This is a genomic window from Streptomyces sp. NPDC001493, assembly GCF_053597235.1.
Genome location: NZ_JBSFHV010000014.1, coordinates 95708 through 118249, shown reverse-complemented (window position 1 = coordinate 118249; position 22542 = coordinate 95708). Strand labels below are relative to the sequence as shown.

At 72.3% G+C, this 22542-nt stretch carries 20 protein-coding genes; 3 read left to right on the top strand and 17 right to left on the bottom strand.

What is annotated here, in order from left to right; all coding sequences use genetic code 11:
- The first annotated feature begins 7 nt into the window (after positions 1-7).
- Both ACWCWD_RS20895 and ACWCWD_RS20890 read left to right on the top strand, forming a co-directional pair.
- A complete protein-coding gene (locus tag ACWCWD_RS20895; protein WP_450774367.1) occupies positions 8-508 on the top strand; it encodes a MarR family winged helix-turn-helix transcriptional regulator in 501 nt (166 codons plus the stop codon).
- The gene (locus ACWCWD_RS20890; RefSeq protein WP_450774365.1) at positions 505-1578 is read left to right on the top strand and encodes an endonuclease/exonuclease/phosphatase family protein; all 1074 of its coding nucleotides are present in this window, start codon (positions 505-507) and stop codon (positions 1576-1578) included. Before ACWCWD_RS20895 ends, ACWCWD_RS20890 begins: the two co-directional genes overlap by 4 nt.
- 63 nt (positions 1579-1641) lie before the next feature.
- Here ACWCWD_RS20890 and ACWCWD_RS20885 read toward each other — a convergent pair whose 3' ends face one another.
- From ACWCWD_RS20885 to ACWCWD_RS20860, 6 genes are all read right to left on the bottom strand, one after another.
- The gene (locus ACWCWD_RS20885; protein WP_450774363.1) at positions 1642-2784 is read right to left on the bottom strand and encodes a winged helix DNA-binding domain-containing protein; all 1143 of its coding nucleotides are present in this window, start codon (positions 2782-2784) and stop codon (positions 1642-1644) included.
- 37 nt (positions 2785-2821) lie between these two features.
- Positions 2822-3328, bottom strand: coding sequence for a hypothetical protein (locus ACWCWD_RS20880; protein ID WP_450774362.1), 507 nt, complete (start codon positions 3326-3328; stop codon positions 2822-2824).
- A 17-nt stretch (positions 3329-3345) separates the two neighbouring features.
- Positions 3346-4782 carry an ATP-binding protein gene (locus tag ACWCWD_RS20875; protein WP_450774360.1) on the bottom strand — a complete coding sequence of 479 codons (1437 nt, stop codon included), beginning with the start codon at positions 4780-4782 and terminating at the stop codon, positions 3346-3348.
- A complete protein-coding gene (locus ACWCWD_RS20870; protein WP_450774358.1) occupies positions 4779-5462 on the bottom strand; it encodes a response regulator in 684 nt (227 codons plus the stop codon). Before ACWCWD_RS20870 ends, ACWCWD_RS20875 begins: the two co-directional genes overlap by 4 nt.
- Positions 5463-5596: 134 nt before the next feature.
- Positions 5597-7378, bottom strand: a complete 1782-nt coding sequence (gene murJ, locus ACWCWD_RS20865) for a murein biosynthesis integral membrane protein MurJ (RefSeq protein WP_450774356.1) — start codon at positions 7376-7378, stop codon at positions 5597-5599.
- The gene (locus tag ACWCWD_RS20860) at positions 7303-8475 is read right to left on the bottom strand and encodes a lipid II:glycine glycyltransferase FemX (protein WP_450774354.1); all 1173 of its coding nucleotides are present in this window, start codon (positions 8473-8475) and stop codon (positions 7303-7305) included. Before ACWCWD_RS20860 ends, murJ begins: the two co-directional genes overlap by 76 nt.
- Before the next feature lie 177 nt (positions 8476-8652).
- Between ACWCWD_RS20860 and ACWCWD_RS20855 the strand changes: the two genes are divergently transcribed.
- Positions 8653-9921: an Ig-like domain-containing protein gene (locus ACWCWD_RS20855; protein WP_450774352.1), complete on the top strand. Its 1269-nt coding sequence runs from the start codon at positions 8653-8655 to the stop codon at positions 9919-9921.
- A 49-nt stretch (positions 9922-9970) separates the two neighbouring features.
- Here ACWCWD_RS20855 and ACWCWD_RS20850 read toward each other — a convergent pair whose 3' ends face one another.
- From ACWCWD_RS20850 to ACWCWD_RS20800, 11 genes are all read right to left on the bottom strand, one after another.
- Complete coding sequence (locus tag ACWCWD_RS20850) at positions 9971-11275, bottom strand: M48 family metalloprotease (RefSeq protein ID WP_450774350.1); 1305 nt, start codon at positions 11273-11275, stop codon at positions 9971-9973.
- A gap of 139 nt (positions 11276-11414) precedes the next feature.
- Positions 11415-12764 carry an NtaA/DmoA family FMN-dependent monooxygenase gene (locus ACWCWD_RS20845; RefSeq protein ID WP_450774348.1) on the bottom strand — a complete coding sequence of 450 codons (1350 nt, stop codon included), beginning with the start codon at positions 12762-12764 and terminating at the stop codon, positions 11415-11417.
- Positions 12761-13996: an LLM class flavin-dependent oxidoreductase gene (locus ACWCWD_RS20840; RefSeq protein WP_450774346.1), complete on the bottom strand. Its 1236-nt coding sequence runs from the start codon at positions 13994-13996 to the stop codon at positions 12761-12763. Before ACWCWD_RS20840 ends, ACWCWD_RS20845 begins: the two co-directional genes overlap by 4 nt.
- A gap of 65 nt (positions 13997-14061) precedes the next feature.
- Positions 14062-14829, bottom strand: coding sequence for a GNAT family N-acetyltransferase (locus tag ACWCWD_RS20835; RefSeq protein ID WP_450774344.1), 768 nt, complete (start codon positions 14827-14829; stop codon positions 14062-14064).
- A gap of 65 nt (positions 14830-14894) precedes the next feature.
- Positions 14895-16004 carry an FAD-dependent oxidoreductase gene (locus ACWCWD_RS20830; RefSeq protein WP_450774342.1) on the bottom strand — a complete coding sequence of 370 codons (1110 nt, stop codon included), beginning with the start codon at positions 16002-16004 and terminating at the stop codon, positions 14895-14897.
- A 70-nt stretch (positions 16005-16074) separates the two neighbouring features.
- A complete protein-coding gene (locus tag ACWCWD_RS20825; RefSeq protein ID WP_450774340.1) occupies positions 16075-17094 on the bottom strand; it encodes a transporter substrate-binding domain-containing protein in 1020 nt (339 codons plus the stop codon).
- A gap of 117 nt (positions 17095-17211) precedes the next feature.
- Entirely contained in the window at positions 17212-18018 is an 807-nt protein-coding gene (locus ACWCWD_RS20820) for an amino acid ABC transporter ATP-binding protein (protein ID WP_450774338.1), read from the bottom strand.
- Complete coding sequence (locus ACWCWD_RS20815) at positions 18015-19046, bottom strand: amino acid ABC transporter permease (protein WP_450774336.1); 1032 nt, start codon at positions 19044-19046, stop codon at positions 18015-18017. The genes ACWCWD_RS20820 and ACWCWD_RS20815 overlap by 4 nt, the downstream gene beginning before the upstream one ends.
- 693 nt (positions 19047-19739) lie before the next feature.
- Positions 19740-20612, bottom strand: coding sequence for an ABC transporter permease (locus tag ACWCWD_RS20810; protein ID WP_450774334.1), 873 nt, complete (start codon positions 20610-20612; stop codon positions 19740-19742).
- Entirely contained in the window at positions 20609-21640 is a 1032-nt protein-coding gene (locus ACWCWD_RS20805; RefSeq protein ID WP_450774332.1) for an aliphatic sulfonate ABC transporter substrate-binding protein, read from the bottom strand. The genes ACWCWD_RS20810 and ACWCWD_RS20805 overlap by 4 nt, the downstream gene beginning before the upstream one ends.
- Before the next feature lie 64 nt (positions 21641-21704).
- Positions 21705-22508 carry an ABC transporter ATP-binding protein gene (locus tag ACWCWD_RS20800; RefSeq protein ID WP_450774330.1) on the bottom strand — a complete coding sequence of 268 codons (804 nt, stop codon included), beginning with the start codon at positions 22506-22508 and terminating at the stop codon, positions 21705-21707.
- Positions 22509-22542: the final 34 nt, after the last annotated feature.

The window sequence follows — 22542 nt, the reverse complement described above, 5'->3', positions numbered from 1 at the left end:
TGGACACATGAGCGAACAACCCGCGTGCGGGACCGGTGGGGACTCCCCGGAGAAGAGCGCGGCACCCCTGTCCCGGCCGCCCGGCCTCCTCGCGCTGCCCTCCTATCTCGCCAGTCACGTGGCACGCCTCGGGCATGAGGCGCTGGTGGATGCGGTGGGCCAACACGGCCTGCGGCTCCCGCACTTCGCCACCCTCACGGCGCTCGCCGACTTCGGCCCGCTGCCCCAGCACGTGCTGGCGGAACGGCTCGGATTCCAGCGCAGTCATCTGGGGGGCTACCTCGACGCCGTCGAGGAGCGCGGGCTGGTGCGCCGCGAGCGGGACCGGGCCGACCGCCGCCGTCAGCTCGTCGCGCTGACCGGGGAAGGGGCGGACCTCCAGCGCCGGGTGCGGCTCGTCGCCGAGGCGTCCCAGGACGCTTTCCTCGCCGGCCTCACCCCGGACGAACGGGAGACCCTCACCACGCTGCTCCGGCGCGTGCTGGACACCTCGGAGCAGAGCTCGTGAGAGGCGGTACGGCGCTGGGCGCCGGCCGTACGGGCTCCGCGAGCGCGGCCGGTTCGCGCCGCCCCGGTGGGCGTGGCGGGCGGCGCGCGGGGCGCGGGCGGCTCTGGGCGCTCGCGGCCTGCGGGCTCGTGCTCGCCGTACCCGCCGCGTTGCTCGCCGTACGGCTGACGGGACGGGACGCGGGTACGTACCTCGCCGTCCCGATGGTGTTGTTCCCCCACACGGCCGTCCTGGCGCTGCTGGTGCTGGTCCTCACGACCACCGTTCGCGCGTTGCGGTCCTGGGCCGTGGCGGCCGTGGCGCTGCTCCTGATCGTGGCCCAAGTCTGGCTGGTGGCGCCGAGGTTCGTCTCCGACTCCGTCGCCGTCCCGCCGTCGGCCGCCCGCTTGCGGGTGGCGACCCTCAACACCGACGAGGGGGCGGTCGACCTGGCGGCGGTGGTGGAGATGGTCCGAGCCGAGCGGATCGACGTACTCGCCGTGGAGCAGACACCGGCGCGAGGGCTCGACGCGCTCGACCGGGCGGGCCTCGGTGCCCTGCTGCCGTACCACGCGCTGCACCCCGAGTACGACTCCTCGATCTACTCCCGCACCCCGCTGACCGGTGCGGACACCACGGACATCGACACCGTGTGGCCGCAGACCACCGCCGGGGTCACCGTCGGCGGACGCACCGTGCGGCTCGTCGCCGTCCACACCTACTACCCGCTCGGGAATCCCGGGCGGTGGAGCAGGGACATGTACTCCCTCGCCGTTCTGGCACAGGACGACGGACCCGACGCCGTGTTCCTCGGTGACTTCAACGCCACCCTGGACCACGCCCCGATGCGCTCCCTGCTGGCCGCCGGACTCACCGACACCCACGCCGAACTCGGCGAGGGCTGGGCGCCGACCTGGCCCGTCGGCGCGGGGATCGCGCCTCCCCTCGTCCAGCTGGACCACGTGCTGCACGGCTCCGGGCTCGCGGGGGTCTCCGTCCGCGAACGCACCCTGCCGGGGACGGACCACCGGGCCGTCGTCGCGGAGCTCGCGGTCCTCCCGGAACAGGCGGCCGCCCTGCTGACGGGCTGACCCGCCGGATCGCCCCGCCCCGGACCGCCCCACCCGGGGTAGCGCGGGCGGGGCCGCGGCGGTTCACCGGGGAGCCAGGACCCGAACCTGCGATCCGGACAGCTTGGTCCACCAGTGGCGGTAGCGGCTGTAGGCCAGGGGGTCGCGGTCCGCCAGCAGGGTGCTCAGGGAGCGGGCCTCCTCGGCGAGCCCCTCCCAGGCGGCCGGAGTCAGATCGCGGAAAGCCGTCACCTCGACACCGCCGTCGACCGGACGCCACACCCCCGCGACGTAACCGTCGACCAGCACCGTCGGCAGCACGTCACCGTTGATACGGATCACCTCGCGCCGGTACTCCTCGGGGATCACCCGGCTGCGGTCGGCGTACGCCAGCAGAACGCTGTCCCACATCGCCATCAGCCGGGGCGGTGCCGGGACTCCGGCCTCCGGACGGCCAGCCCCGACGACGTCGAACACCACCGTCCCCTCCGGCCCTTCGAGCTGCTCGACGACACCGTCGAGAGCCCGCAGCGCCTCGCGCACCGGCCCCCGCCGCACCATGGCGAACTGCGCCACGTCCGCCACCGACGCGGGCCCGAACGCCTTCAGGAAGCGCAGCACGAGATGGCGCATGGCATCCGGCACGTGTTCCGGTCCCGCCACCGTCGGGCGGGACGGCGCCGCCACGTACGACGCCCTGGCGCCGAACGACCACGGCCCGCCTGCCGGTACGTGCAGCAGGGGAGCGTACGCCCGCAGCCCCCACAACGCCCCGTCCTTCTTCTCCGCACCCACTCGCTCTTCAAGCCACGATTCCAACTCGGCCTTCGTGCGACCCCGTTCCGCGAACTTCAGCAGGTCCGGCACCAGCCGGCCGGCGTCCTGCGGGGTGAGACCCGCCGCCGCGAAGCGGAACCCGAGCCGGGAGGCGTAGAACGTCTGCTGCATCGCCTCGCGCAGGACCCGGTAGTCCTCGGTGTGGACGGCGTGGAGGGTGATCCGCATCAGCGTCGCCTTCACCACACTGCCTTCGTCGAACGCGGCGTCCAGCTCCGCCGGATCGAAGTCCGTGAGCCGGTTCCACAGTGCGACGTACGGTGAGGCGGGCTGCTGCGCCTGGAGGGCGAGCACCCGGCGTACCCCGTTCGCGGCACCCAAGGGCTCCCGTCGCAGCAGCAGTTGGCGGTCCAGGGTCGCCCGGTTCAGTTCGCGCGCGGTGATCTTCATGGCGGGAATTGTGCCGGGTTCCTTCCTCCGGTGCGGGTCACACGGGGCAGATCGACGGTTCGAGGGGCCCGTCGGAGCCCCGGATCGTCACCTGGGAGCCGCCCTGGGCGCCGCCGGATTCCGCGTCGCCCAGGTGCGCCGCCGTGCAGGCGAGCTGAAGGCGGGCGAGGGTGGAGATCTTGGTGACGGAGAAGCCGAGTCGTATCCGGACCTTCGGTCCATCGACGTTCACGCTCAACGCTTCAGCTCCGTCCGGAAGTTCGGACCACATGCCCGCATCCTTCTCCGCCTCGGTCGGTCCGCCGAAGAGCATCGCCAGCGTCTTGTCCGGGCCGGGGCGGCTCACCTGCCCGCCCACGACGGCCACCCGCCGCGTCACCGGCAGTACCGTGGGCGGGGAAGCCGGGCCGATGAAGTACAGCACGGTCACCGGGGAGCCTGCCGGGGCGAGCCGGACGGTCGCCGGATCGCCGACCTCGACCACGTCGGTGGGGCGGATGCCGCATCCCGTGGCCAGGGCGGCGAGGGCCGCGGATACGGCCAAGGCCCCCAGCGGACCCCTCATCGCGCCCCCCTCGGCAGTTCCACGGTGAACACGGCACCCCCGTCGGGCCCGTTGGCGCCTTCGACGGTGCCGCCGTGCAACCGTACGTTCTCCCGCGTGATGGCCAGGCCCAGACCACTGCCCCTGGACCGGGTCCGAGCCGCGTCGGCCTTGTAGAACCGGTCGAAGATGTGGGGAAGGACCTCGGGCGCGATGCCCGCACCGCCGTCCGCCACCTCCAGCACCAGCAACGGCGTGCCGTCCCGTTCTTCCGGACGCAATCGCACGGTGACCGGTTCCCCGCCGTGCCGAAGGGCGTTGCCCACGAGGTTGGCGACGATCACGTCGAAGCGGCGAGGATCCAGCACCGCCCGCATGCCATCCGGGAGTTCGGTGGCGACGCGATCCTCCCAACGTCGTACCTGCAAGGTCTTGCGGACGGCCTCGGCGACGTCCAGCTCGTCGGTGTGCAGGTCCGCCGCACCTGCGTCGAAGCGTGAGATCTCCATCAAGTCATCGACCAGGGTGGCGAGTTTGCCGGTCTCCGTGCTGATCAGCCGGACCGCCGCCGCGGTGTCCGCGTTCAGCTGCGCGGCCTCCTCATCCAGGATCTCGGTGACGGCCAGCATCCCCGCGAGCGGGGTGCGCAGCTCGTGGGAGACGTCGGACGCGAAGCGCCGGGCCCGCTCCTCGGCCTGCCGGAGCTCGGTGACCGAGCTCTGGAGCTGGGTGGCGGACTCGTTGAAAGTCCTTGCCAGTTGCGCGAGTTCGTCGGATCCCTGCACGACGATACGGGTGCCGAGTTCGCCCCGCCCGATGCCCGCGGCCGCCCGGCGCAGATCGCGTACGGGGCGTACCACGCTGCGGGCCGCAAGCAGCGCCGGGACCACCGCCACGAGGAGGGCGGGCAGGGCACCGTTGCGGGCGGCCGTGACCATGGCCGCGATGTTGGCCTCCTCCGGCGCCAGCGGCATCACCGCGTACATCACGAGCCCGGTGCGGTGGCGACCGTCGCCCGTGTCGAACATGACGGGCATGCCTATGGTCAGCCACGCGCGGTCGTCGCGGACCACCCGCTGGAACGAGGCGTGCGCGTTCTCCCGGGCGGCCTCGCGCAGCCCGTCGGTGAGGATCTGCGAGGTGGGCCGGTCGGAGGAGGAGACCCGCAGGTCCGCGTACTCGGCGAAGACGATCCAGGTGTGCGGCTTGCCCTCCCTGGCGAGGGTCTCGCAGAGTGAGCGCAGCCGCTGGGCGTTCAGCGGGAGCGCCGGATCGAGCGCCGCCACCCGGTCGCGGAACTGCCCGACCGCCGTGTCCTGGGCCTGCTCCAGCACCGCCGAGCGCGCCTCCCGATAGGTGAGGGCCGCGGTCGCGGCCGCGCTGATCGCGGCCACCAGCAGGAACGCGGCGACCAGGCGGGTGCGCAGGCCGAGATGGGGACTCAGCAGTCTCACGAGAGCGGCCCGAAACGATAGCCGAAGCCGCGCACGGTCTGGATGTACCGGGGGCTGCGGGCCTCGTCCCCTATCTTCTGGCGCAGCCTGCGCACGCAGGCGTCGACCAGCCGCGCGTCACCGTAGAAGCTGTGTTCCCAGACGTATTCGAGGAGTTGCTGTCTGCTGAACACCTGCTCCGGCGAGGCCGACAGATGGAGCAGCAGCTTGAGCTCCGAGGGGGCGAGCAGCACCCGTTCGCCTGCCCTGGTGACGGTGAGACCGGCCCGGTCCACGGCCAGATCGCCGTGGAACTCGGTGCCGCCGGGGCCCGCCGGTGCGCCGAGCCGGCGCAGGACGGCCCGGATGCGCGCCTCGATGACCTCGGTGCGGGCGGGTTTGACGATGTAGTCGTCCGCTCCCGCCTCCAGTCCGACGACGACGTCGAAATCGTCACCACGCGCCGTGAGCATGATGATCGGCAACTGGCTCGATTCGCGGATGCGCCGGCAGACCTGCACGCCGTTGATGCCGGGAAGCATCAGGTCGAGGAGCACCAGATCGGGACGGAAGGAGGCGAGCGCCTCCAGCCCGGCCTCCCCGGTCCCGGCGGCCAGGAGTTCGTGTCCCCGGCGGCGGAGCCCCAGTTCGACCCCTTCGCGTACGGAGGGGTCGTCTTCGATCAAGAGCACACGTGGCATGGTGCGAGTATCCCAACGATCATGGTCGAGGCCGGCCCGAAGCGTGTCGCGGACGCGTGCGGAGGGCCGAAGTGCTGTGGGTGTACGAGGTTTCCGCGGGGAGGACGTCCGCCCCGCCTCCTGCGGACCCTTTCCTACCCGCGCAGCCGGGCCCGCGCGGAGGAGAGCAGCGCGCCGGTCTCCCGCAGGCGCAGCGGGCGGGCCAGCAGGGCGATCACCGATGACAGGACCGCCGTTCCGGCCAGGGCGGCCACCGGATCGCCGGCTCCGGCGCACGCCCGGGCCGCGGTGAAGGCCAGCGCCGAGGCGGGCAGGCAGGCCGCGATCAGCCGCAGGTGTGCCCACAACACCGGTGATCGCCAGAGCGCTCGGGGGCGTGAGGCCGGTCCGGTCAGCCTTCGGTGCAGGACGTGTCCGGTGACGGCGAAGCCCGCGAAGAGGGCCAGGGTGTACGCCCCGGCCATGCCGGTGACCGCCCAGCGCGCCGGCAGCACCAGATAAGCGGTTCCGGAGAGGCCCGCGTTGAGCCCGGCGATCACCAGATTGAGCAGGAACGGCATACGGGTGTCGCCGAGGGCGTAGAACCCCCGGGAGAGCACGTACTGCCCGGAGAAGGCGATCAGACCCGGTGCGAAGGCCCTCAGCATCCCCGCCATCACGGTCACGTCGGCGCCGCTCGTACGGCCGTACCCGAAGACCGAACCCATCACCCAAGGGGCCAGCGCGAACAGGGCGAAGGCCGCCGGAACCACCACCGCTGCCGAGGTGCGCAGCGCGTACGAGAGATCCCGGCGCACCCCTGCGAGGTCTCTCTCCGCCGCGGCCCTGCTCATCCGCGGCATCAGGGCGGTGACCAGCGAAACGGTCACGATCCCCTGCGGCACCACCCAGAGCAGATAGGCGTTGCTGTACGCGGTGTAGCCGGCACCCCCCGACACCCCCTGATCCACCGCGTGTTCGCCGGTGAGGGTGGAGAGCCGGGTCACCAGCCAGTACGCGGCCTGGTTCGTCAGGACCAGCATCACCAGCCACCCGGCCGCCCGCAACGGCCGGGTGAGTCCACTGCCACGCCAGTCGAACCGCGGCCGCCAGCGGAACCCGGCCGCCCGCAGCACCGGTATCAGGGCCAGCGTCTGCACGACGATCCCGGCGGTGGTGCCCCAGCCGAGCCATCGCGTCTGTGCCGCGCCCGGATCGCCGCCCGCGCCGGCCGCGAAGCCGAGATACAGCCCGAAGACGGCGATCACCACAAGGTTGTTGAGTACCGGCGCCCACATCATGGCGCCGAACCTGCCCCGAGCGTTGAGCACTTGGCCCAGGAGGGTGAAGAGCCCGTAGAAGAGGATCTGGGGCAGGCAGCAACGCGCGAGGGTGATCGTGAGTTCCGCCTGCTCGCCCGAGTAGTCGGTGTAGGCGGCGACGATCTGCGGAGCCCCGACGACGGCGACGGCGGTGAGCACGACCAGGCCCGCCGTGCAGACGGTGAGGAGCCGCTGGGTGTACGCGACGCCCTCGTCCGCGTGTTCCCGGGCCGCCCGCACGAGTTCGGGCACGAACACGGCGTTGAGCGCGCCACCGATGAGCAGGATGTAGAGGATGTTGGGCACGGTGTTGGCGACCGTGTAGCCGTCGGCCCGCAGACCGGTCCCGAGCGCGGCGACGACGACCGCCGAGCGTATGAACCCGGTGGCCCGGGAGACCACCGAGCCGGCCGCCATCACGGCCCCGCTGCGCAGCGCCGACCCGGCCTTCCTCCGCGTGCCCCGCTCCGGCTCCGCACCGGACCCTTCGGTGTCCGCCGGCCCGTCCGCCGCGACCTGTCCGGTCGCCTCCCCCGGGGTCACCGGTGCGCCAGATAGGCGTGGAACGCCCGGTACAGAGTGTTGTTGGCCGCGCCGCCCACCGATGTCTCCCATTCGCCGAGGGTCTCGACCACCTGTCCGCCGGTGCCCAGCTTCCAGCGCAGCAGGCCGAAGGCACGGTCCTCGGGGTCGAGGGTGGAGGGTACCCCGCGCATGTCGTAGACCGCGGCGCCCCGGTCGAGGGCCTCCACCATCATCCGCCACTGGAGCGCGTTGCTCGGGCGCACCTCCCGGCGGTGGTCGGCGGACGCGCCTGTCTGGTACCACACCCGGCCAGGAGCGCTGATCATGGTGTGCGCGGCGAGTATCTCCCCGTCGTGGACGGCGAGGAGAAGCCGCATCCGCCCCGGGCTCTCCGCGTTGAGCACGGCGTACTGGCGCTGGTAGTACGCGAGGGAGCGGCCGAGCCGGAAACTGTCCCGCTCCTCGGTGATTTGCAACAGCCGGTGGAATGCGGGGAGTTGTCCGGCGTCTCCGGCGACGACGCGCACACCGGCCTTCCGCGCCCTGCGGATGTTGCGGCGCCACTCCTGATTGAGGCCCGACCAGAGCTGGTCCTGCGTGCGACCGGCGAGCGGCACCCTGAAGACGTGGCGGGGCTGCGCGTCCGCGTCGCCCCCGGAGCCGCCGTCCCCGCCGCACCGCCGCCATCCCCGCGCGCGCAGCCGTTCGGCGACCGCCGTGCCGAGCGGGTCCACCTCGTCGGCGAGCACGTCACCGATCCTCCGGCCCGGTCCCGTCGCCGCCTTGAGCCGTGCGGCGTCCCAGCGGCGGTAGTCGGGGGAGGGCCCGATCCGCACGGCGAAGGCGCCCGCCTTCCGCAGATGCGCCATGAGCGGATCCAGCCAGCGGTCGATCTCCGGGTCCGCCCAGTCCGCCACCGGGCCCTCCGGCACGTAGGCGAAGTACTTCCGGGTCCCGGGGAACTGCCGGTAGAGGATCAGCGCGCTGCCCGCCGGACTCCCGTCGTCGTGGTGCCAGCCGACGGTCTCCGACCGCCAGCCGTCCTTCACTCCGGCCCACGACGGGTACTGGAGGAAGCTCGCGCCGGGGTGGGCCGACAACCACGCCCGATGGGCTTCGGCGGTGATCCGGCCCGTCCGCAGGCCCCTCTGTCCCTCGTGGCCACCGGCCACCTGCAGTGCTGACATCCCCGTCTCCCCGTTCTGCCGGGCCGACCGCTCGGCCGGTCCGCAGACGGATGGTGGCGACGGCCCGTGACGGAGCCGCGCGGTCCATGTGACCGGACGATGACCGTTCCGCTCCGGTCCCTGTCACGGAGGGCGTTCACCCTTTTTGCCCTGGTGTGCGGGTCCTATGGTCCCGTCATGCCACTCCACCGAGACACCCCCGCCCGTAAGGCCGCCGCGACGACTCCACCGAACCCGCGCGGGGACGGCGCCGACCGGCCAGGCCGCAGGGCCCGGTTCACCCTGGTGGCCGGGACAGCGGTCCTGGGCGCCACCCTGACCGCCTGCTCCGGCAGCGCCTCGGCCTCCGGACCGGCCAGCGGCCCCTCCGCCGGGGGCGGCACGCACCGCACGGAGCGCACCGACGTGTCGGTCGGTCTCCGGGGCGACGGAGCTCCCGCCGGCGCACCCGTCACGGTGACCCTCGCCGACGGCACCCTGCGCGCCGTCGAGGTCGCCGACGACTCCGGCGGAACCCTCGACGGCCGGATATCCGCGGACGGCCGCACCTGGACCTCCGACCGCCCCGCCGCCCCCGGCACCGGATACCGCGTGACGGCGACGGACACCCGGGGCGGCACGGACACCGAGGAGTTCACCACGGCGAAGGCGGACCTGGTCAACAAACTCACCCTCGCCCCGGGCAAGAACGTCACCGTCGGCATCGCGCAGCCACTGTCGGTCGTCTTCGACAACCCGGTGAAGAACAAGGCAGCCGTGGAGAAGGCCCTCAAGGTCACCACCTCGAACCACACCGAGGGCTCCTGGGGCTGGCTGCGCGACTACTCCGGCAAGGACCGCGTCGACTGGCGGCCGAAGGAGTACTGGAAGCCCGGCACCAGGATCACCCTGGACGCCGGTCTCAACGGCACCGACTCGGGGCCCGGTGGCGGGTTCTTCGTACGCGACTACGCCATGTCCTTCACCGTCGGCCGAGCGCAGGTGGTCAAGGTCGACCTCGACCGCCACCGGCTCGCGCTCGTCCGGGACGGCAGCACCGTCATGGACATACCCGTCTCCGGAGGCACCCCCGGCGGAGACAAGGCGTCCTGGCGCGGTACCGCCGTACTGATGGCGAAGGAGGGCACCATCAACATGCGCTCCGAGACGGTCGGCCTGGGCGACGCCTACGACAAGATGGTCGACTCGTCGATGCGGCTCACCTGGTCGGGCATGTACGCCCACGCCGCGCCGTGGAACGCCGCGTACTTCGGCGTCGCGAACCACAGCTCGGGCTGCGTGGGCATGAGCGACGCGAACGCCGCCGAACTCTACGCGAAGACCCAGGTGGGAGACCCCTTCGAGATCACCGGCGCGGACACCAAGGGCGTGATCGCGGAAGGCAACGGCTACGGCGCGTGGAACGTGTCCTGGACCGACTGGCAGACCAGGAGCGCGCTGGACTGAGAGGGAGGGACCGGCCGACGGGCGACGGCGCGCGACCGTCGCCCGCCCCTCATTCGGCGATCCCGTGGGTAAACACCCTTCGGGCCAGCGCGACTCGGGGCTCGGCCAGTTCGGCGTCGATCCGCTGCTCGCGGGCTTCGTCGGTGAGCACCGCCGCCCCGGTGGGGCCGCCCGACTGCAGACAAGCCCGGCGCAGATGGGTCGGCGGGTGGGTCGTGTCGGTGCTGTGGCCCCGGACGACGCTCACCCGCCGCAGGCGCTCGTACTCGGGCGACGGTATCGACTCCACGTATGCCGCGAGACTCTCCCACAGGCCTGCCCACGGCTGCTGTGGGGCGGAGGCGCCGCGGCGGGCGGCCTGGCGGGCGTCGACCTCACGGCGCAGAGCGCGCTCCGCCGACTCCAGCACCAGAAGACGGTCCGTCAGCTGTACGGCGGCCGCGGAGGAACCGACGTGGGCGGCCATCCTGTCCGCGAGGTACTCGGCCCTCTGGGACGCGCGCAGCGTCAGCCGGTCCAGTGTGCCCAGGACCCCCCTCAACACCACCCGGGGAAGCATGGTCAGCGCGTTGGACACCATCTCGATCATGTCCGGACGGTGCACCGGTTCGGTGTAGTAGTACAGAGCGGAGAGGGCTCTCAGCGCGCTTCCCAGAACCACCCCGCGCCGGGTGTCGCCGTTGCCGAAGTGGCCGAGCTCGTGGCCCAGCAGGGCGAGGCGTTCCTGAGGAGGGAGGATCTCCCAGAGCGGCAGACCGATCGTGAGCAGGCGTCCGCCCCGCAGGCCGTAGGCCGTCACGCTCGCGTTGAACCCGGTGTTGAGGACGACCACGTCCACGCCCCGGGTGCCCGTGGCCGCGCCCACCTCGTCGATGGTCGCGAACAGTTCGGGCGCCTGCGCGCGACGGAGCACGGGATCACCGTCGGGCAGTCGGCGGTAGCGCGGCAGCAGGGTCGCCGCCACCGCGAGCAGCAGAACACCCAGCGCCATCAACGGGGTTGCCCAGCCCCTCACCAGGAGGCAGACCCCGCCGACCACCAGCGCCAGAGTGAAGGCGTGCACCGTGAGGGCCAAGGCGAACGCCGCCACCGCGGAGGCGCTGCGGTGCGGGTCCGGGGTCGCGCCGCCCGTCATCTCGGCGAGCAGGGACTGTCCGTGCCGCTCCGTCAGCTCCTTCCGGCGGCGCTCCAGGCGCCCGAGCCTCTCCTCCGGCGGGTTCGGGTCGACGTTCCAGTCGCACCGCTCGCACCAGGTGACGAACCGGTCGTCCGTCTCGATGTCCGATCCGCACCGCGGGCACGTACGTACGGTTGTTCCGGCCCTGTCCACCGTGTTCCCCCCGGCAGCGTCCACAGGGCTCTTCGCCCCGGCCCCTCCCCAGGGACCCCAACTGCCTCTTCGCGCACAGCCGATCACATCGCGGCGGCCGGGGCAACGCGGAATCCGCGGGGCCCGAGGGCGTTTCGCCGCCTCTCGGGCCCCACCGCGGTGATCAGCCCTTCGGCGTACGCAGCCCGAGGTGGTCGCGGAGCGTCGTCCCCTCGTACTCCGTACGGAACACGCCCTGCTCCTGGAGGAGCGGTACCACCGTGTCGGCGAACTCGTCCAGGCCGCCGGGCACCAGGTGCGGGGCGAGGATGAAGCCGTCGGACACCTCGCTCTGCACCGAGTCGTTGATGGCCCGCGCGACCGTCGAGGGCGAGCCGATGAAGGTCTGCCGGGCACTGGTCTCGATCACCAGATCCCGGATGGACAGGCCCTCCGCCTTAGCCCGCTGCCGCCACTCGGCCGCGGTCGCCAGCGGATCGCGGACCATCCGCACACTCGCCCGGCCCCGGGTCACCGTGTGCTCACCGGTGTCGGGGTCGACGTCGGGCAGCGGCCCGTCCGGGTCGTAACCGGACAGGTCCCGGTTCCACACGTGCTCCAGGAACTTGATCGCGGTCTGGCCGCTGACCTGACTGCGCCGCACCTCGTGCGCACGCTCCTCCGCCTCGGCGTCCGTGTCGCCCAGGACGAAGGTGGCCGCGGGCAGGATCAACAGGTCCTCCCGCTCGCGCCCGTGGCGGGCGAGCCGGCCCTTGACGTCCCTGTAGAAGGCGCGCCCCGGCTCCGGGGAGGAATGCCGGCTGAAGATGGCGTCCGCGGTGGCCGCCGCGAACTCCCGGCCCTGGTCGGAGTCGCCGGCCTGGAAGATCACCGGGCGCCCCTGCGGGGAGCGCGGCACGTCGAAGCGGCCCGCTATGTCGAAGTGCTGGTCGCGGTGGGCGAACGTACCGGCGTCCGCGCTGCGCAGGAACTGCCCGCTCTCCGCGTCCGCGAGGACCTCGTCCTCGGCCCAGGAGTCGAACAGCTCCCAGGCGGTCCGCAGGAACTGCTCGGCGCGGGTGTAGCGGTCCTCCTCCGCGAGGAAGCCGCCGCGGCGGAAGTTCTCGCCGGTGAACGCGTCCCAGGAGGTGACGACGTTCCATGCCGCACGGCCCGCCGAGAGGTGGTCCAGGGAGGCGAACTGCCGTGCCACCTCGTACGGTTCGTTGAAAGTGGAGTTGATCGTCCCGGCCAGGCCGATCCGTTCGGTGACCGCCGCAAGCGCGGCGAGGATGCCGAAGGTATCCGGGCGGCCCACCACGTCCAGGTCGTAGATCGCACCGCCCTGCTCGCGCAGCCGCAGCCCCTCGGCCAGGAACAGGAAGTCGAACTTGGCCCGCTCCGCGGTGCGCGCGAAGTGGCTGAACGAGGCGAAGTCGATCTGGCTGCCGGCCTCGGGGTCGGACCAGACCGTGGTGTTGTTGACCCCGGGGAAGTGGGCCGCGAGGTGGATCTGCTTCAGGTTGTCGCTCATGACTGTCCTCCGGCCCGGACCCGGGCGTAACGGTTGGCGGGACGCGAGAGGCCGAGGAGGCCGCGCAGCGAGTCGGCTTCGTACGCGCGGCGGAACGCGTCACGGCTCTGGAGCTCGGGCACCAGCCCCCGGCTGATGGCCGGCAGGTCGTGGGCCGCGACCGCCGGGCGGAGCCGGAACCCGCTCAGGCCCGCCCGCTGCCAGTCCAGCAGCAGATCGGCGAGCTCGGCGGGGGTGCCGGTGAAGATTTCGGCGTCGCTCGTCAGCGGAGCGCCCGCCACGTCGTCGAGGCGGCGGCGGCGTTCCTCCGCCCTGCCGGCCGTCTCGTCCAGGAAGACCACCAGATCCCCGAAGACGTGGACGGTCTCCCCGCCCCGTCCGGCCGCCTCCTGGGCGGCCCGGATCTCCTCGGTCGCCGCCCGCGCATCGGCGGCGTCGTGCGGGGTGACGTAACCGACGTCGGTGGACCCGGCCACCAGCTCGTACGGAAGGCTCGCGTGGGCCAGCGAGGTCACCAGCGGCTGCCCCTGCGGCGAACGCGGGGTGATCGAGGGGCCCTTGACGCTGAAGTACTTGGACTCGAAATCGATGTAGTGCAGCTTCTCGCGGTCGATGAACCGGCCGGTGGCGGCGTCGCGTATCTCCGCGTCGTCCTCCCAGCTGTCCCAGAGCCTGCGGAGCACCTCGACGTAGTCGGCGGCCTCGGCGAACAGCTCGCGCACCAGCACCTGCGTCTCGGGCAGCAGATAGTCCTGCGGACGGAACGGCGGCAGGTCCCGGCGGCCGAAGTGGGCAGCCTCGTGCGGCGAGGCGGAGACCTTGACCCGGACCCCGGCACGGCCACCGCTCACGAAGTCCAGCGTCGCGATGGCCTTCGCCAGGTGGAACGGCTCGGTGTGGGTGGCCACCACGCTCGGCACCAGCCCGACGTTCCGGGTCAGCGGCGCCACCCGGGAGGCGATCAGCACCGCGTCGAGACGGCCGCGCACCTGGTCGGTGCGCCGGTCGTCGGCGGCCGGGTCGGTGGACTGGAGGGACAGCGCGTCCTCGAAGGTGACGAAGTCGAGAAGGCCGAGCTCCGCCTCCCGCACGGCGTCCAGCCAGTAGCCGGCGGAGAAGAGCTCGGAGGCGCGGGCCCCCGGCTCGCGCCAGGACGCGGGGTGCCAGCCCGTGCCGTCGAGGGCCACGGCGAGATGGAGGGGTTCCGGGGGTGAGGAGGGGGACTGCGACATGGCGGGGAAGTGCCTTTCCTGATCGGCTGTGGAGTACGGGGAGACGCGGCCGGTCCGCTCCGGGGTCAGCTGTTCCCAGCGGGGTCACCGCCGGGGACGCGGACGACGGCGAAGAGATTGCGCCGGCGCAGGGCGAAGCCCATCGAGAGATAGAGGCGGATGGCGTTCTCGTTGGTGGCCGCCGCGTGCAGGAACGGAATGTCCCCCCGGTCCCGGATGCCGTCGGCCACATGGCGGACCAGCCGGGTGGCGAGGCCCTCGCCGCGGTGCTCGGCGTCCGTGCAGACCGCGCTGATCTCGGTGTGGCCCGGGGGCCGCAGCCGCTCCCCGGCCATCGCCACCAGCTTTCCGCCGCGCCGGATCCCCCAGTACGCGCCCAGCTCGATGGTGCGCGGGAGGAACGGCCCCGGCCTGTTCCGCCCCACCAGGTCCAGCATCTCGGGGACGTCGGCCGTGGTCAGCCGGACGGCTTCCGGATCGGAGCGCGTGACCAGGGTGTCCGCGACGAGCTGCACACCCCCCGCCTCCTCCACGGTCTCCCAGTGGTCCGGCACGCTGCGGATCCCGGTCACCGCCGTCCGCGCGCCGGGCCCGAGCAGCGCCGCCAGATCGTCCCAGGCACGCGGGTCCGAGGAGTCGCTCAGCGCCACGAAGGGAGCGACGTCGGTCTGGTAGCGGGCGGCGGAGCCGACGATCTCCGCGAAGCGGCGGTGCGCTCCGGTCAGGGCCGCCCAGGCGGCGTTGTCCAGCACGTGCGGTTCGGACCGCGTGGGCAGGGAGGAAACGGGGTCGGTCCTGGGGAGGGAGTGCGGTGGCTGGACATCGGTGGACATGTGAGGCCGTTCTTCCTTCGGTGGGACCGTGCCGTTTTCCGGCACGGTGGGCGGGGCGGGCCGGGTCAGCCGGCGGTGGCGGGCAGAGGGCGCCCGAGGGCGAAGCGCCGGGCCCCCGGCCGGCCCTCGACCAGGTCCGCCGCCAGCTCGCCGATGGCGGGGGCGAACTTGAACCCATGACCCGAGAAGCCGGCGAGCACCGTCACCGGGCCCCGCCGGTCGACCACGAAGTCGTGGTCGGGGGTGGACGTGTAGAGACAGGTGACCGGCTCGGGAACGGCCGGGTCCAGACCGGGCAGCCAGGCACGTACGTACGCTTCCAGCCGCTCGACCGCCACCGGATCGGGGGTGCGGTCCCGGTCGTCGGGGTCGACGACCGGCCCGACCGCGTGGAACCCGACCTTGACGCCGTCCGCGCTGCCGAGTCCGTACACTCCTCCCGGCTCGTCGAACCCGGCGCCGGGATGGTGCACGAAGGCCGGCCACTCCAGCGCACCGTCCACCGCGAAGTGCAGCGGCTGCTCCTGGGTGACCCGCAGCGGCGGCAGCCCGTCCACCAGGCCGGGCAGCACGGACGGCGACCAGCCGCCGACCGCGACCACGGCCGCGTCCGCGACGACAGGGCCGCCCCGGTCGGTCTCGACGGCGACCCCGCTCCCCGTCGGGCGCAGGCCGCGCACCGGCACCCCGTGCCGGACGTCCGCGCCGAGGTCCGACGCCGCCGCGAGCAGCGCCGCCACGGCGGCGTCGGCGTGCAGCCGCCCGCCCTCCGCGTGGTGCAGCACGGTCGTGTCGGCGCGCAGCCCGGGCCAGCGCTCGGCCGCTTCCGCCGGGCTGAGCACCAGTCCCGGACGGCCCGCCGCCGCCAGCGTGGCGGCGAGCTCCCCGACGGCCCGGGGCGACCCGTGGTCGACCGCCCCGGTGACCTTCAGCACCGGCCGGCCGGACTCCTCCTCCAGCCGCCGCCACAGCGGCAGCGCCCGCAGGGCGAGCCCGACGTACCAGGGATCGGCGTACGTCAGGCGGAAGATACGAGAACTGCCGTGCGAACTTCCCCGGTCGTGGCCTGGCCCGAACCGCTCCAGCACGGTGACCCGGTGGCCGCGTGCCGCCAGCCGCCAGGCCGCCGCGGCGCCCATGACTCCGCCGCCGACGATCACCACGCTGGGTGCCATGACGGGTCTTCCTCTCTGCTGTCGTGCGTGCGACCGCACCCCGGCCGGGCCGGGGTGCGGTCCCGGTGGATCAGGAGTTGGTGATCGGCAGGCCCGGCGGGTTGACCTCCGCCTTCTGCACGGCCTCGTCCTTGAGGTTCCACGCCTCCAGCCACTTCGCGTACTGGCCGTGCTCGATCAGGTAGTTGATGGCGTCCGCGAGCGGCTTCGCGAGCCCGCTGTCCTTCTTCGCCGTGGCGCAGATGAGCCCCTGGAGCGAAGCCCCGGCACCCGAGTACGTACCGCCGCTGGTGGTGGCCTGCGGAGTGCTCGCGGACTGGGTGATGTGGTAGGCGATGGCCGGGTTCGGGCCGAAGTACCCGTCGATCTTCTTGGCGTTCAGCGCCAGATAGGCGCTGTTGTTGTCCGCGAAGTACTTGACGTCGAGCTTCTTGCCTTCGGCCTTCAGCTTGTCCCGCCACTCCAGCAGGATCTTCTCCTGGTTGGTGCCGGAGCCCACCGCGATGGTCTTGCCCGCCAGGTTCTTGTAGTCGCCGCCGAAGTCCCAGGCCGCTTCCTTGCTCACCTCGAACCCGAGGTTGTCCTGGCGGTAGCAGGCGAACTCGTACTTCTTCTTGCGCTCCTCGGTGTCCGTGATGTTGGAGAAGCCGGCCTCGGTGCGCCCGCTGTCGAGTCCCACGAACAGGTTCTCCCAGGTCGCGTTCTTCGGCTCGGCCTTCAGGCCGAAGACGGCGGCGACCAGGCGGGCGAGGTCGGGCTCGGAGCCGGTGACCGTCTTCTGGTCGTCGCCGACGTAGCCGAGCGGCGGGGATCCGGCGGGGAGCATGCCCAGGCCGATGGTGAACTTCCCGTCCTCGGTGACGGACTTGGGCAGCTGGGCGCGGATCGAGGCGACCTCGGGGACGTCCAGCGTGATCTCCTTGGCGGCCCCGTTCGAGGCGGCGCCGATGACGACCGATCCCTTGGCGGCGGACGAAGCGCCGGCGGAGTCCTCGGTGTCGCTGTCACCGCAGGCGCTGAGCCCGGCGGCGAGGGCCAGGACGGTGCCGGCGGTGGCGAGGGTGGACAGGCGGGATCTGCGGCGGGACATGTCGGTTCCTTGAGGGTGATGGAGCACAGGTGAGAGGACGTGTGGGGGAGGAGAGCCAGGCCGAACAGGCTGGCTCCGACAGGTGGCTGACTGGCTATCAGGTGCGGGTGCGGTGAGTCAGAGGACCTTGCCGAGGAACTCCCTGGTGCGGGCCTCGCGCGGGTTGTCCAGCACGTCGGAGGGCTTCCCCTGCTCGACGATCACGCCCTGGTCCAGGAAGACGACCTGGTCGGCGACCTCGCGGGCGAACCCGATCTCGTGGGTCACCACGATCAGCGTCGTGCCCCCGGTCGCCAACTCCTTGATGACGGACAGGACTTCGCCGACCAGTTCCGGGTCGAGCGCCGAGGTCGGCTCGTCGAAGAGGATCACTCCGGGTTCCAGGGCGAGCGCCCTGGCGATGGCGACCCGCTGCTGCTGGCCCCCGGACAGCTGACGGGGATAGCTGTCCGCCTTGTCCGCCAGCCCCACCCGGTCGAGCAGGGCACGGGCCAGCTCGCGGGCGCCGTCGCGGTCGGCGAGGCCGATGGCGGTGGGCGCGGCGGCCACGTTCTCCAGCACCGTGAGGTTCGGGAACAGGTTGAAGTTCTGGAAGACGAAACCGATCCGGCTGCGCTGCGCCCGGATGGTGCGCTCGGGCAGTTCCTTCAGCCGGCCGCGGTGGTGCCGTACCCCGATCGGCTCGCCGCCGACCGTCACATGGCCGATGTCCAGCTTCTCCAGGTGGTTCACCGCACGCAACAGCGTCGACTTGCCGGACCCGGAGGGCCCGAGAATCACCGTCACCGATCCCGGCTCGACCGTCAGATCGATACCGCGCAGGACCTGGTGCTCACCGAACCACTTGTGGGCCTGGTGGATCTCCACCGCCACCGGCTCCGCGCGGACGGGGCTCTTCGTGCTCTGCGGGGCGATGACGCTCATATGCTCGATCCGATCGCGATCCTGGAGCGGGCGGTGCGGACACCGGCCCGGAGCTTCTGCAACGGTGTCGGGGGTACGGTGCGCAGCGCACCTCGCGAGTAGTGGCGCTCCACGTAGAACTGGATCACCGAGATGACGCTGGTGAGGATGACGTACCAGAGGGTCGCCACCAGCAGCAGCGGGACGATGTCCCCGGAGTAGGTGGAACCGAGGCTCTGGACGGTGCCGAACAGATCGAGCAGCGAGACGTAGAAGACCAGCGAGGTGCCCTTGACCAGGCCGATGAGCTGGTTGACGTAGGAAGGCACGATCACCCGGAGCGCCTGGGGGAAGACGATGCGGCGGAACTGGTATCCGCGCGGCAGCCCGAGCGCCGAGGCCGCCTCGTGCTGGCCCTGGTCCACCGAGAGCACACCGGACCTGACCACCTCGGCCGCGTACGCGGCTTCGTTGAGGCTGAGGCCGACCACGGCGACGGTCATGTCGGTGGCGAGCCGGGACTCGTCGAACTCGAAGAAGGCCGGCCCGAACGGAACCCCGAGACTCAATGTCTGGTACAGCGCGCTGAAGTTGTAGAGGAACAGGAGCACGACGATCAGCGGGACCGAGCGCAGCAGCCAGATGTAGACCCAGGAGACCGACCGCAGCACCGGATTGGGCGACAGCCGTCCCAACGCGAGGATCACTCCGCCGATCAGGCCGAACACCGCGCTGAGGGCGGCGACTTCGAGCGTGATCAGCAGACCGTCGAGCACCACCGGGCGGAAGAACCAGTACGAGAACCTGCTCCACTGGTAGAACGGGTTGCTCACCAGCCCGTGGGCGAACTGGGCCACCAGGACGACGACCACCGCGGTGAGTACCCACCGCCACGGGTGGCGGAGCGGCAGCACCCGCTCGGCCGCCAGCCGCGGATCGTGTGCCGAGGCGGCGCGGGCGGCGGCCTTCGGGGCCGGGGGCTCGCCGGGCGGGGCGGAGGGAGAGCCGGCGGTGACCGGATCTTCCGGGGGCGCGGACGTCTCGGGCATGGGTGCTCCAGCGGTCAAAGGGTGGCCGGGCGGCGCGCGGTACGCGGTCGGGCCGGGTCGGGAACCCCGGCCGGAGTCCGGGCAGGGGTGCGGGGGAACGCGAGACGGGCGGGGCGGACGTGGTCCGGCCGGTCAGCAGCCGCAGTGCGGTGCGCAGGCCGGCAGCCCGCAGGTACACGAGCGGCAGGCACCGCACTCGTGCGACGGCGTACGCGAGGAGGAGAGCGACAGCGTGGCGGACGGCGCGGCGGAGCGGAGGCGGCGGACGCCTGCCGTCCTCTCCGGTGCGCTCTCCATGCTGGTCATCCTGGTCTCTCTGCCGCAGTGAGCGAGCCGCTGGGACACGCTCGGTGGAACGGGCGGTCCACGGGATCGTGGCCGCCGGACCGCCGGGGAATCACCGGGCCGGTCCGGCGTCAGTTAACCCATGCGAGGGAGAAGGCGTCAATATGATCCGAAGTCGTGTGAACAGGTGTAAGGAGTCGGCCCCACCGGCCTGAGTTGACCCGCTTACACCGCCTTGACCAGCGGAAACATCATCAGAGGGGTGGCTGGTCGCGGCGTCCGGACCGGTGCCGGACGCCGCGACGGGCGGCGTTCATTTCGTGATCCTGTAACACGGGCTTCATGTCCGGTCATATGTCGACCACGGTGACCGGAGCACCTCCCTGCGTGCGACGCCGGAACGTGCGCTCACGTCCACCTCCTGGCCACCGCCCTCTCCACCGCCCCGAGGACCGCGTCCGTCGCCTTGCCGAGCAGGGCCAGCAGCACGATCGCCAGCAGCAGGATGTCGGTCCGCCCGGTGTTCTGACTGTCGATCAGGAGGAACCCGAGACCCATCGAGGAGGCGATGAGCTCGGCCGCGACCAGGAAGAGCCACCCCTGGGCGAGCCCCAGCCGCAGCCCCGAAAGCACCGAAGGCGCCGCCGCGGGGATCAGCACCTGGGCGAGCAGCGCGGGACCCCGGCGGCCGTAGGCGTGGCCGAGTTCGCGGAGACCGGGATCGGCGTGGTCGAGCGCCGAGGCCACCGTTGTGTAGACGGGGAAGAAGGCACCGACCGCCACCAGCGTGATCTTCGGTGTCTCACCGATACCGAGCCAGAGCAGCAGCAGCGGAACCCACGCCAGCGACGGCACCGCACGGAGTGCCTGGATGGTCGGGCCCAGCAGCCGGCGCACCGTGACCGAGAGCCCGACCAGGCCCCCCAGCACGAGTCCGGCCCCGGCCCCGGCGGAGAAGCCCAGCAGGACCCGCTGCACGCTGATCGCCACGTGGTGGAGGAGCTCGCCCCGCTCCCAGAGCACCCGGGCGGCGCGGGCCACGGCCAGTGGCTCGGGCAGCTGACTCGGCGAGTACGCCCCCGACCGCGCCGCCGTCTGCCAGGCGACGAGGAGCGCCACCGGGACCAGCAGCCCCACCGCCACGCGTCCGGCCGCCCTGCCGACGGCGGCGAGCCGCTCACCGCCCCTGCCGTCGGCGCCGCCCGCGGGCTCTCCGGTCACCGACGGGCTCTCCGGCGTCTTCGTGGTCCGGACGGCCGTCCGAGCGGTGCCGGCGCTCACGACGGGTCCGCCTTCCGCGCGTACCCGGGCAGGAAGAGCGAGTCCAGCGCACCGTCGACGGCCTTGCGGTCGGGCACCAGGTTCTCCTCCACGAGGACCGGCGCGATCCGGTCGAGGACCGCACGCTGCTGACTTCCGGGGACGGGGGAGATGTCGAGCTCGGTGCGCTCGGTCAGCTGCTGCCGGGCGACCGCCTCGCTCACCTTGGACTCCTTGGCCAGCAGACGCACCGCCTCCTCGGGGTGGGCGATGATCCAGGCCCGGGCCTTCTCGTAACCGTCCACGACCGTCTGGACCAGCTCCGGGTGCTTCTGCTCGAACGTCTCGGAGACGTTGAGGAAGCCGTACGAGTTGAAGGCGAGGTTCCGGTAGATCAGCCGGGAGCCGCTGTCGATCTGACTCTGCGAGAGGTACGGGTCGAGCCCCGCCCACGCGTCCACGTCACCCCGCTCCAGCGCCGTCCGGCCGTCCGCGTGCTGGAGGTTGACGACCGTGACGTCACCGGCGTCGAGACCGGCGCTCTCCAGCGCCTGGAGCAGGAAGAAGTAGGGATCCGTGCCCTTCGTGACAGCCACCTTCCGGCCCTTCAGCTCCTTCACCGACCGGATCGCCGAGCCCTTCGCGACGACGAGCGAGGACCACTCCGGCCGGCTGTACACATCGACCGTGCGCAGTTCGGTCCCATTGGCGCGGGCCAGCAGCGCGGGGGTGCCGGCCGTCGAACCGAAGTCGATCGCCCCCGCGCGGAGGTTCTCGTTGGCCTTGTTGCTGCCGAGCGACTGGGTCCAGGTGACGGCGGCGCCCTGGGCGGAGAGCGTCGTGCCGAGCCAGCCCTTCTCCCGCAGGACGAGGCTCTCCGGGTTGTAGTACGCCCAGTCCAGCCGGACCGTCACGGACGCGCCCGCGGCCTTGGTGCCGGCCGCGGCGGAGCCGTCCGCGGACTCGCCCGACACACAGGCGGTGGCGGTCAGCAGCAGACCGGCGAGGAGCGCGACGGCGCGCAGCGGCCTCATGACGCCCGCACTCACGGCGGTGGCTTTCCCAGGGTTTCTCACGGCGGTCCTCACGGGGGTGTCTCTCATGGCAGGTCTCTCAGGGCTGGTGGGGACGGGCGGGGGCGCCGACACCGAGCCGGCGCAGCAGATCGGCTCTCAGCGGTGCCAGCTCCGGATGGCCACGCGGCCGGGGGCGGGCGACGGGTACGTCGATCGTGGCGGCGATCGTGGCGGCGGGACCCGACCCCAGCAGCACGATCCGGTCCGCGAGTTGCAGCGCCTCGTCCACGTCGTGCGTGACCATCAGCACCGTGGTGCCCGCCGCGCGCTGCATCGTGTCCAGCAGGTCCTGCATCCGCATCCGGGTGAGCGCGTCGAGCGCCGCGAAAGGTTCGTCGAGCAGCAGCACACCCGGCTCCCGCGCCAGGGCGCGGGCGAGGGCGGCCCGCTGAGCCATGCCGCCGGAGACCTGACCGGGGCGGTGTCCGCCGTACCCGTCCAGGCCCACCTCGGTGAGCCGCCGGGCGACGGTGGCCCGGCCCTCGGCCCGGTCGGTGCCCCTCGGCAGGCCGAAGGCGACGTTGGACGACAGGGTGCGCCAGCGCATCAGGCGCGGGTCCTGGAACACCACCGCCGTACGCGGATCGCCCGCGACGACGGGCCGCCCGTCGACCAGCACCCGGCCCGACGTGGGTACGTCCAGCCCGCCGATCAGCCTCAGCAGCGTCGACTTGCCGGACCCGGACGGCCCCAGCACCGCGACCGTCTCGCCCGCCGCCAGATCCAGGTCGATTCCGGCCAGCACGCTCCGGGCCCGCCGCCCCTGCCCGAAGTCCCGCCCGACACCCCGCAGGGAGACCGCGGCGGCACCCGCACCGGACCGCACCTCCGGTGCTGCCACCTCCGGCCCTGCCGCTTCCGGCCCTGCCGCTTCC

Excerpts from the sequence above, each read along its gene's own strand:
- ACWCWD_RS20895 (WP_450774367.1), top strand. The coding sequence starts at position 8 with ATGAGCGAACAACCCGCGTGCGGGACCGGTGGGGACTCCCCGGAGAAG.
- ACWCWD_RS20885 (WP_450774363.1), bottom strand. The coding sequence starts at position 2,784 with ATGAAGATCACCGCGCGCGAACTGAACCGGGCGACCCTGGACCGCCAA.
- ACWCWD_RS20870 (WP_450774358.1), bottom strand. The coding sequence starts at position 5,462 with ATGCCACGTGTGCTCTTGATCGAAGACGACCCCTCCGTACGCGAAGGG.
- murJ (WP_450774356.1), bottom strand. The coding sequence starts at position 7,378 with ATGGGAGACATCGGTGGGCGGCGCGGCCAACAACACTCTGTACCGGGC.
- ACWCWD_RS20860 (WP_450774354.1), bottom strand. The coding sequence starts at position 8,475 with ATGTCAGCACTGCAGGTGGCCGGTGGCCACGAGGGACAGAGGGGCCTG.
- ACWCWD_RS20855 (WP_450774352.1), top strand. The coding sequence starts at position 8,653 with ATGCCACTCCACCGAGACACCCCCGCCCGTAAGGCCGCCGCGACGACT.
- ACWCWD_RS20845 (WP_450774348.1), bottom strand. The coding sequence starts at position 12,764 with ATGAGCGACAACCTGAAGCAGATCCACCTCGCGGCCCACTTCCCCGGG.
- ACWCWD_RS20840 (WP_450774346.1), bottom strand. The coding sequence starts at position 13,996 with ATGTCGCAGTCCCCCTCCTCACCCCCGGAACCCCTCCATCTCGCCGTG.
- ACWCWD_RS20835 (WP_450774344.1), bottom strand. The coding sequence starts at position 14,829 with ATGTCCACCGATGTCCAGCCACCGCACTCCCTCCCCAGGACCGACCCC.
- ACWCWD_RS20830 (WP_450774342.1), bottom strand. The coding sequence starts at position 16,004 with ATGGCACCCAGCGTGGTGATCGTCGGCGGCGGAGTCATGGGCGCCGCG.
- ACWCWD_RS20825 (WP_450774340.1), bottom strand. The coding sequence starts at position 17,094 with ATGTCCCGCCGCAGATCCCGCCTGTCCACCCTCGCCACCGCCGGCACC.
- ACWCWD_RS20820 (WP_450774338.1), bottom strand. The coding sequence starts at position 18,018 with ATGAGCGTCATCGCCCCGCAGAGCACGAAGAGCCCCGTCCGCGCGGAG.
- ACWCWD_RS20815 (WP_450774336.1), bottom strand. The coding sequence starts at position 19,046 with ATGCCCGAGACGTCCGCGCCCCCGGAAGATCCGGTCACCGCCGGCTCT.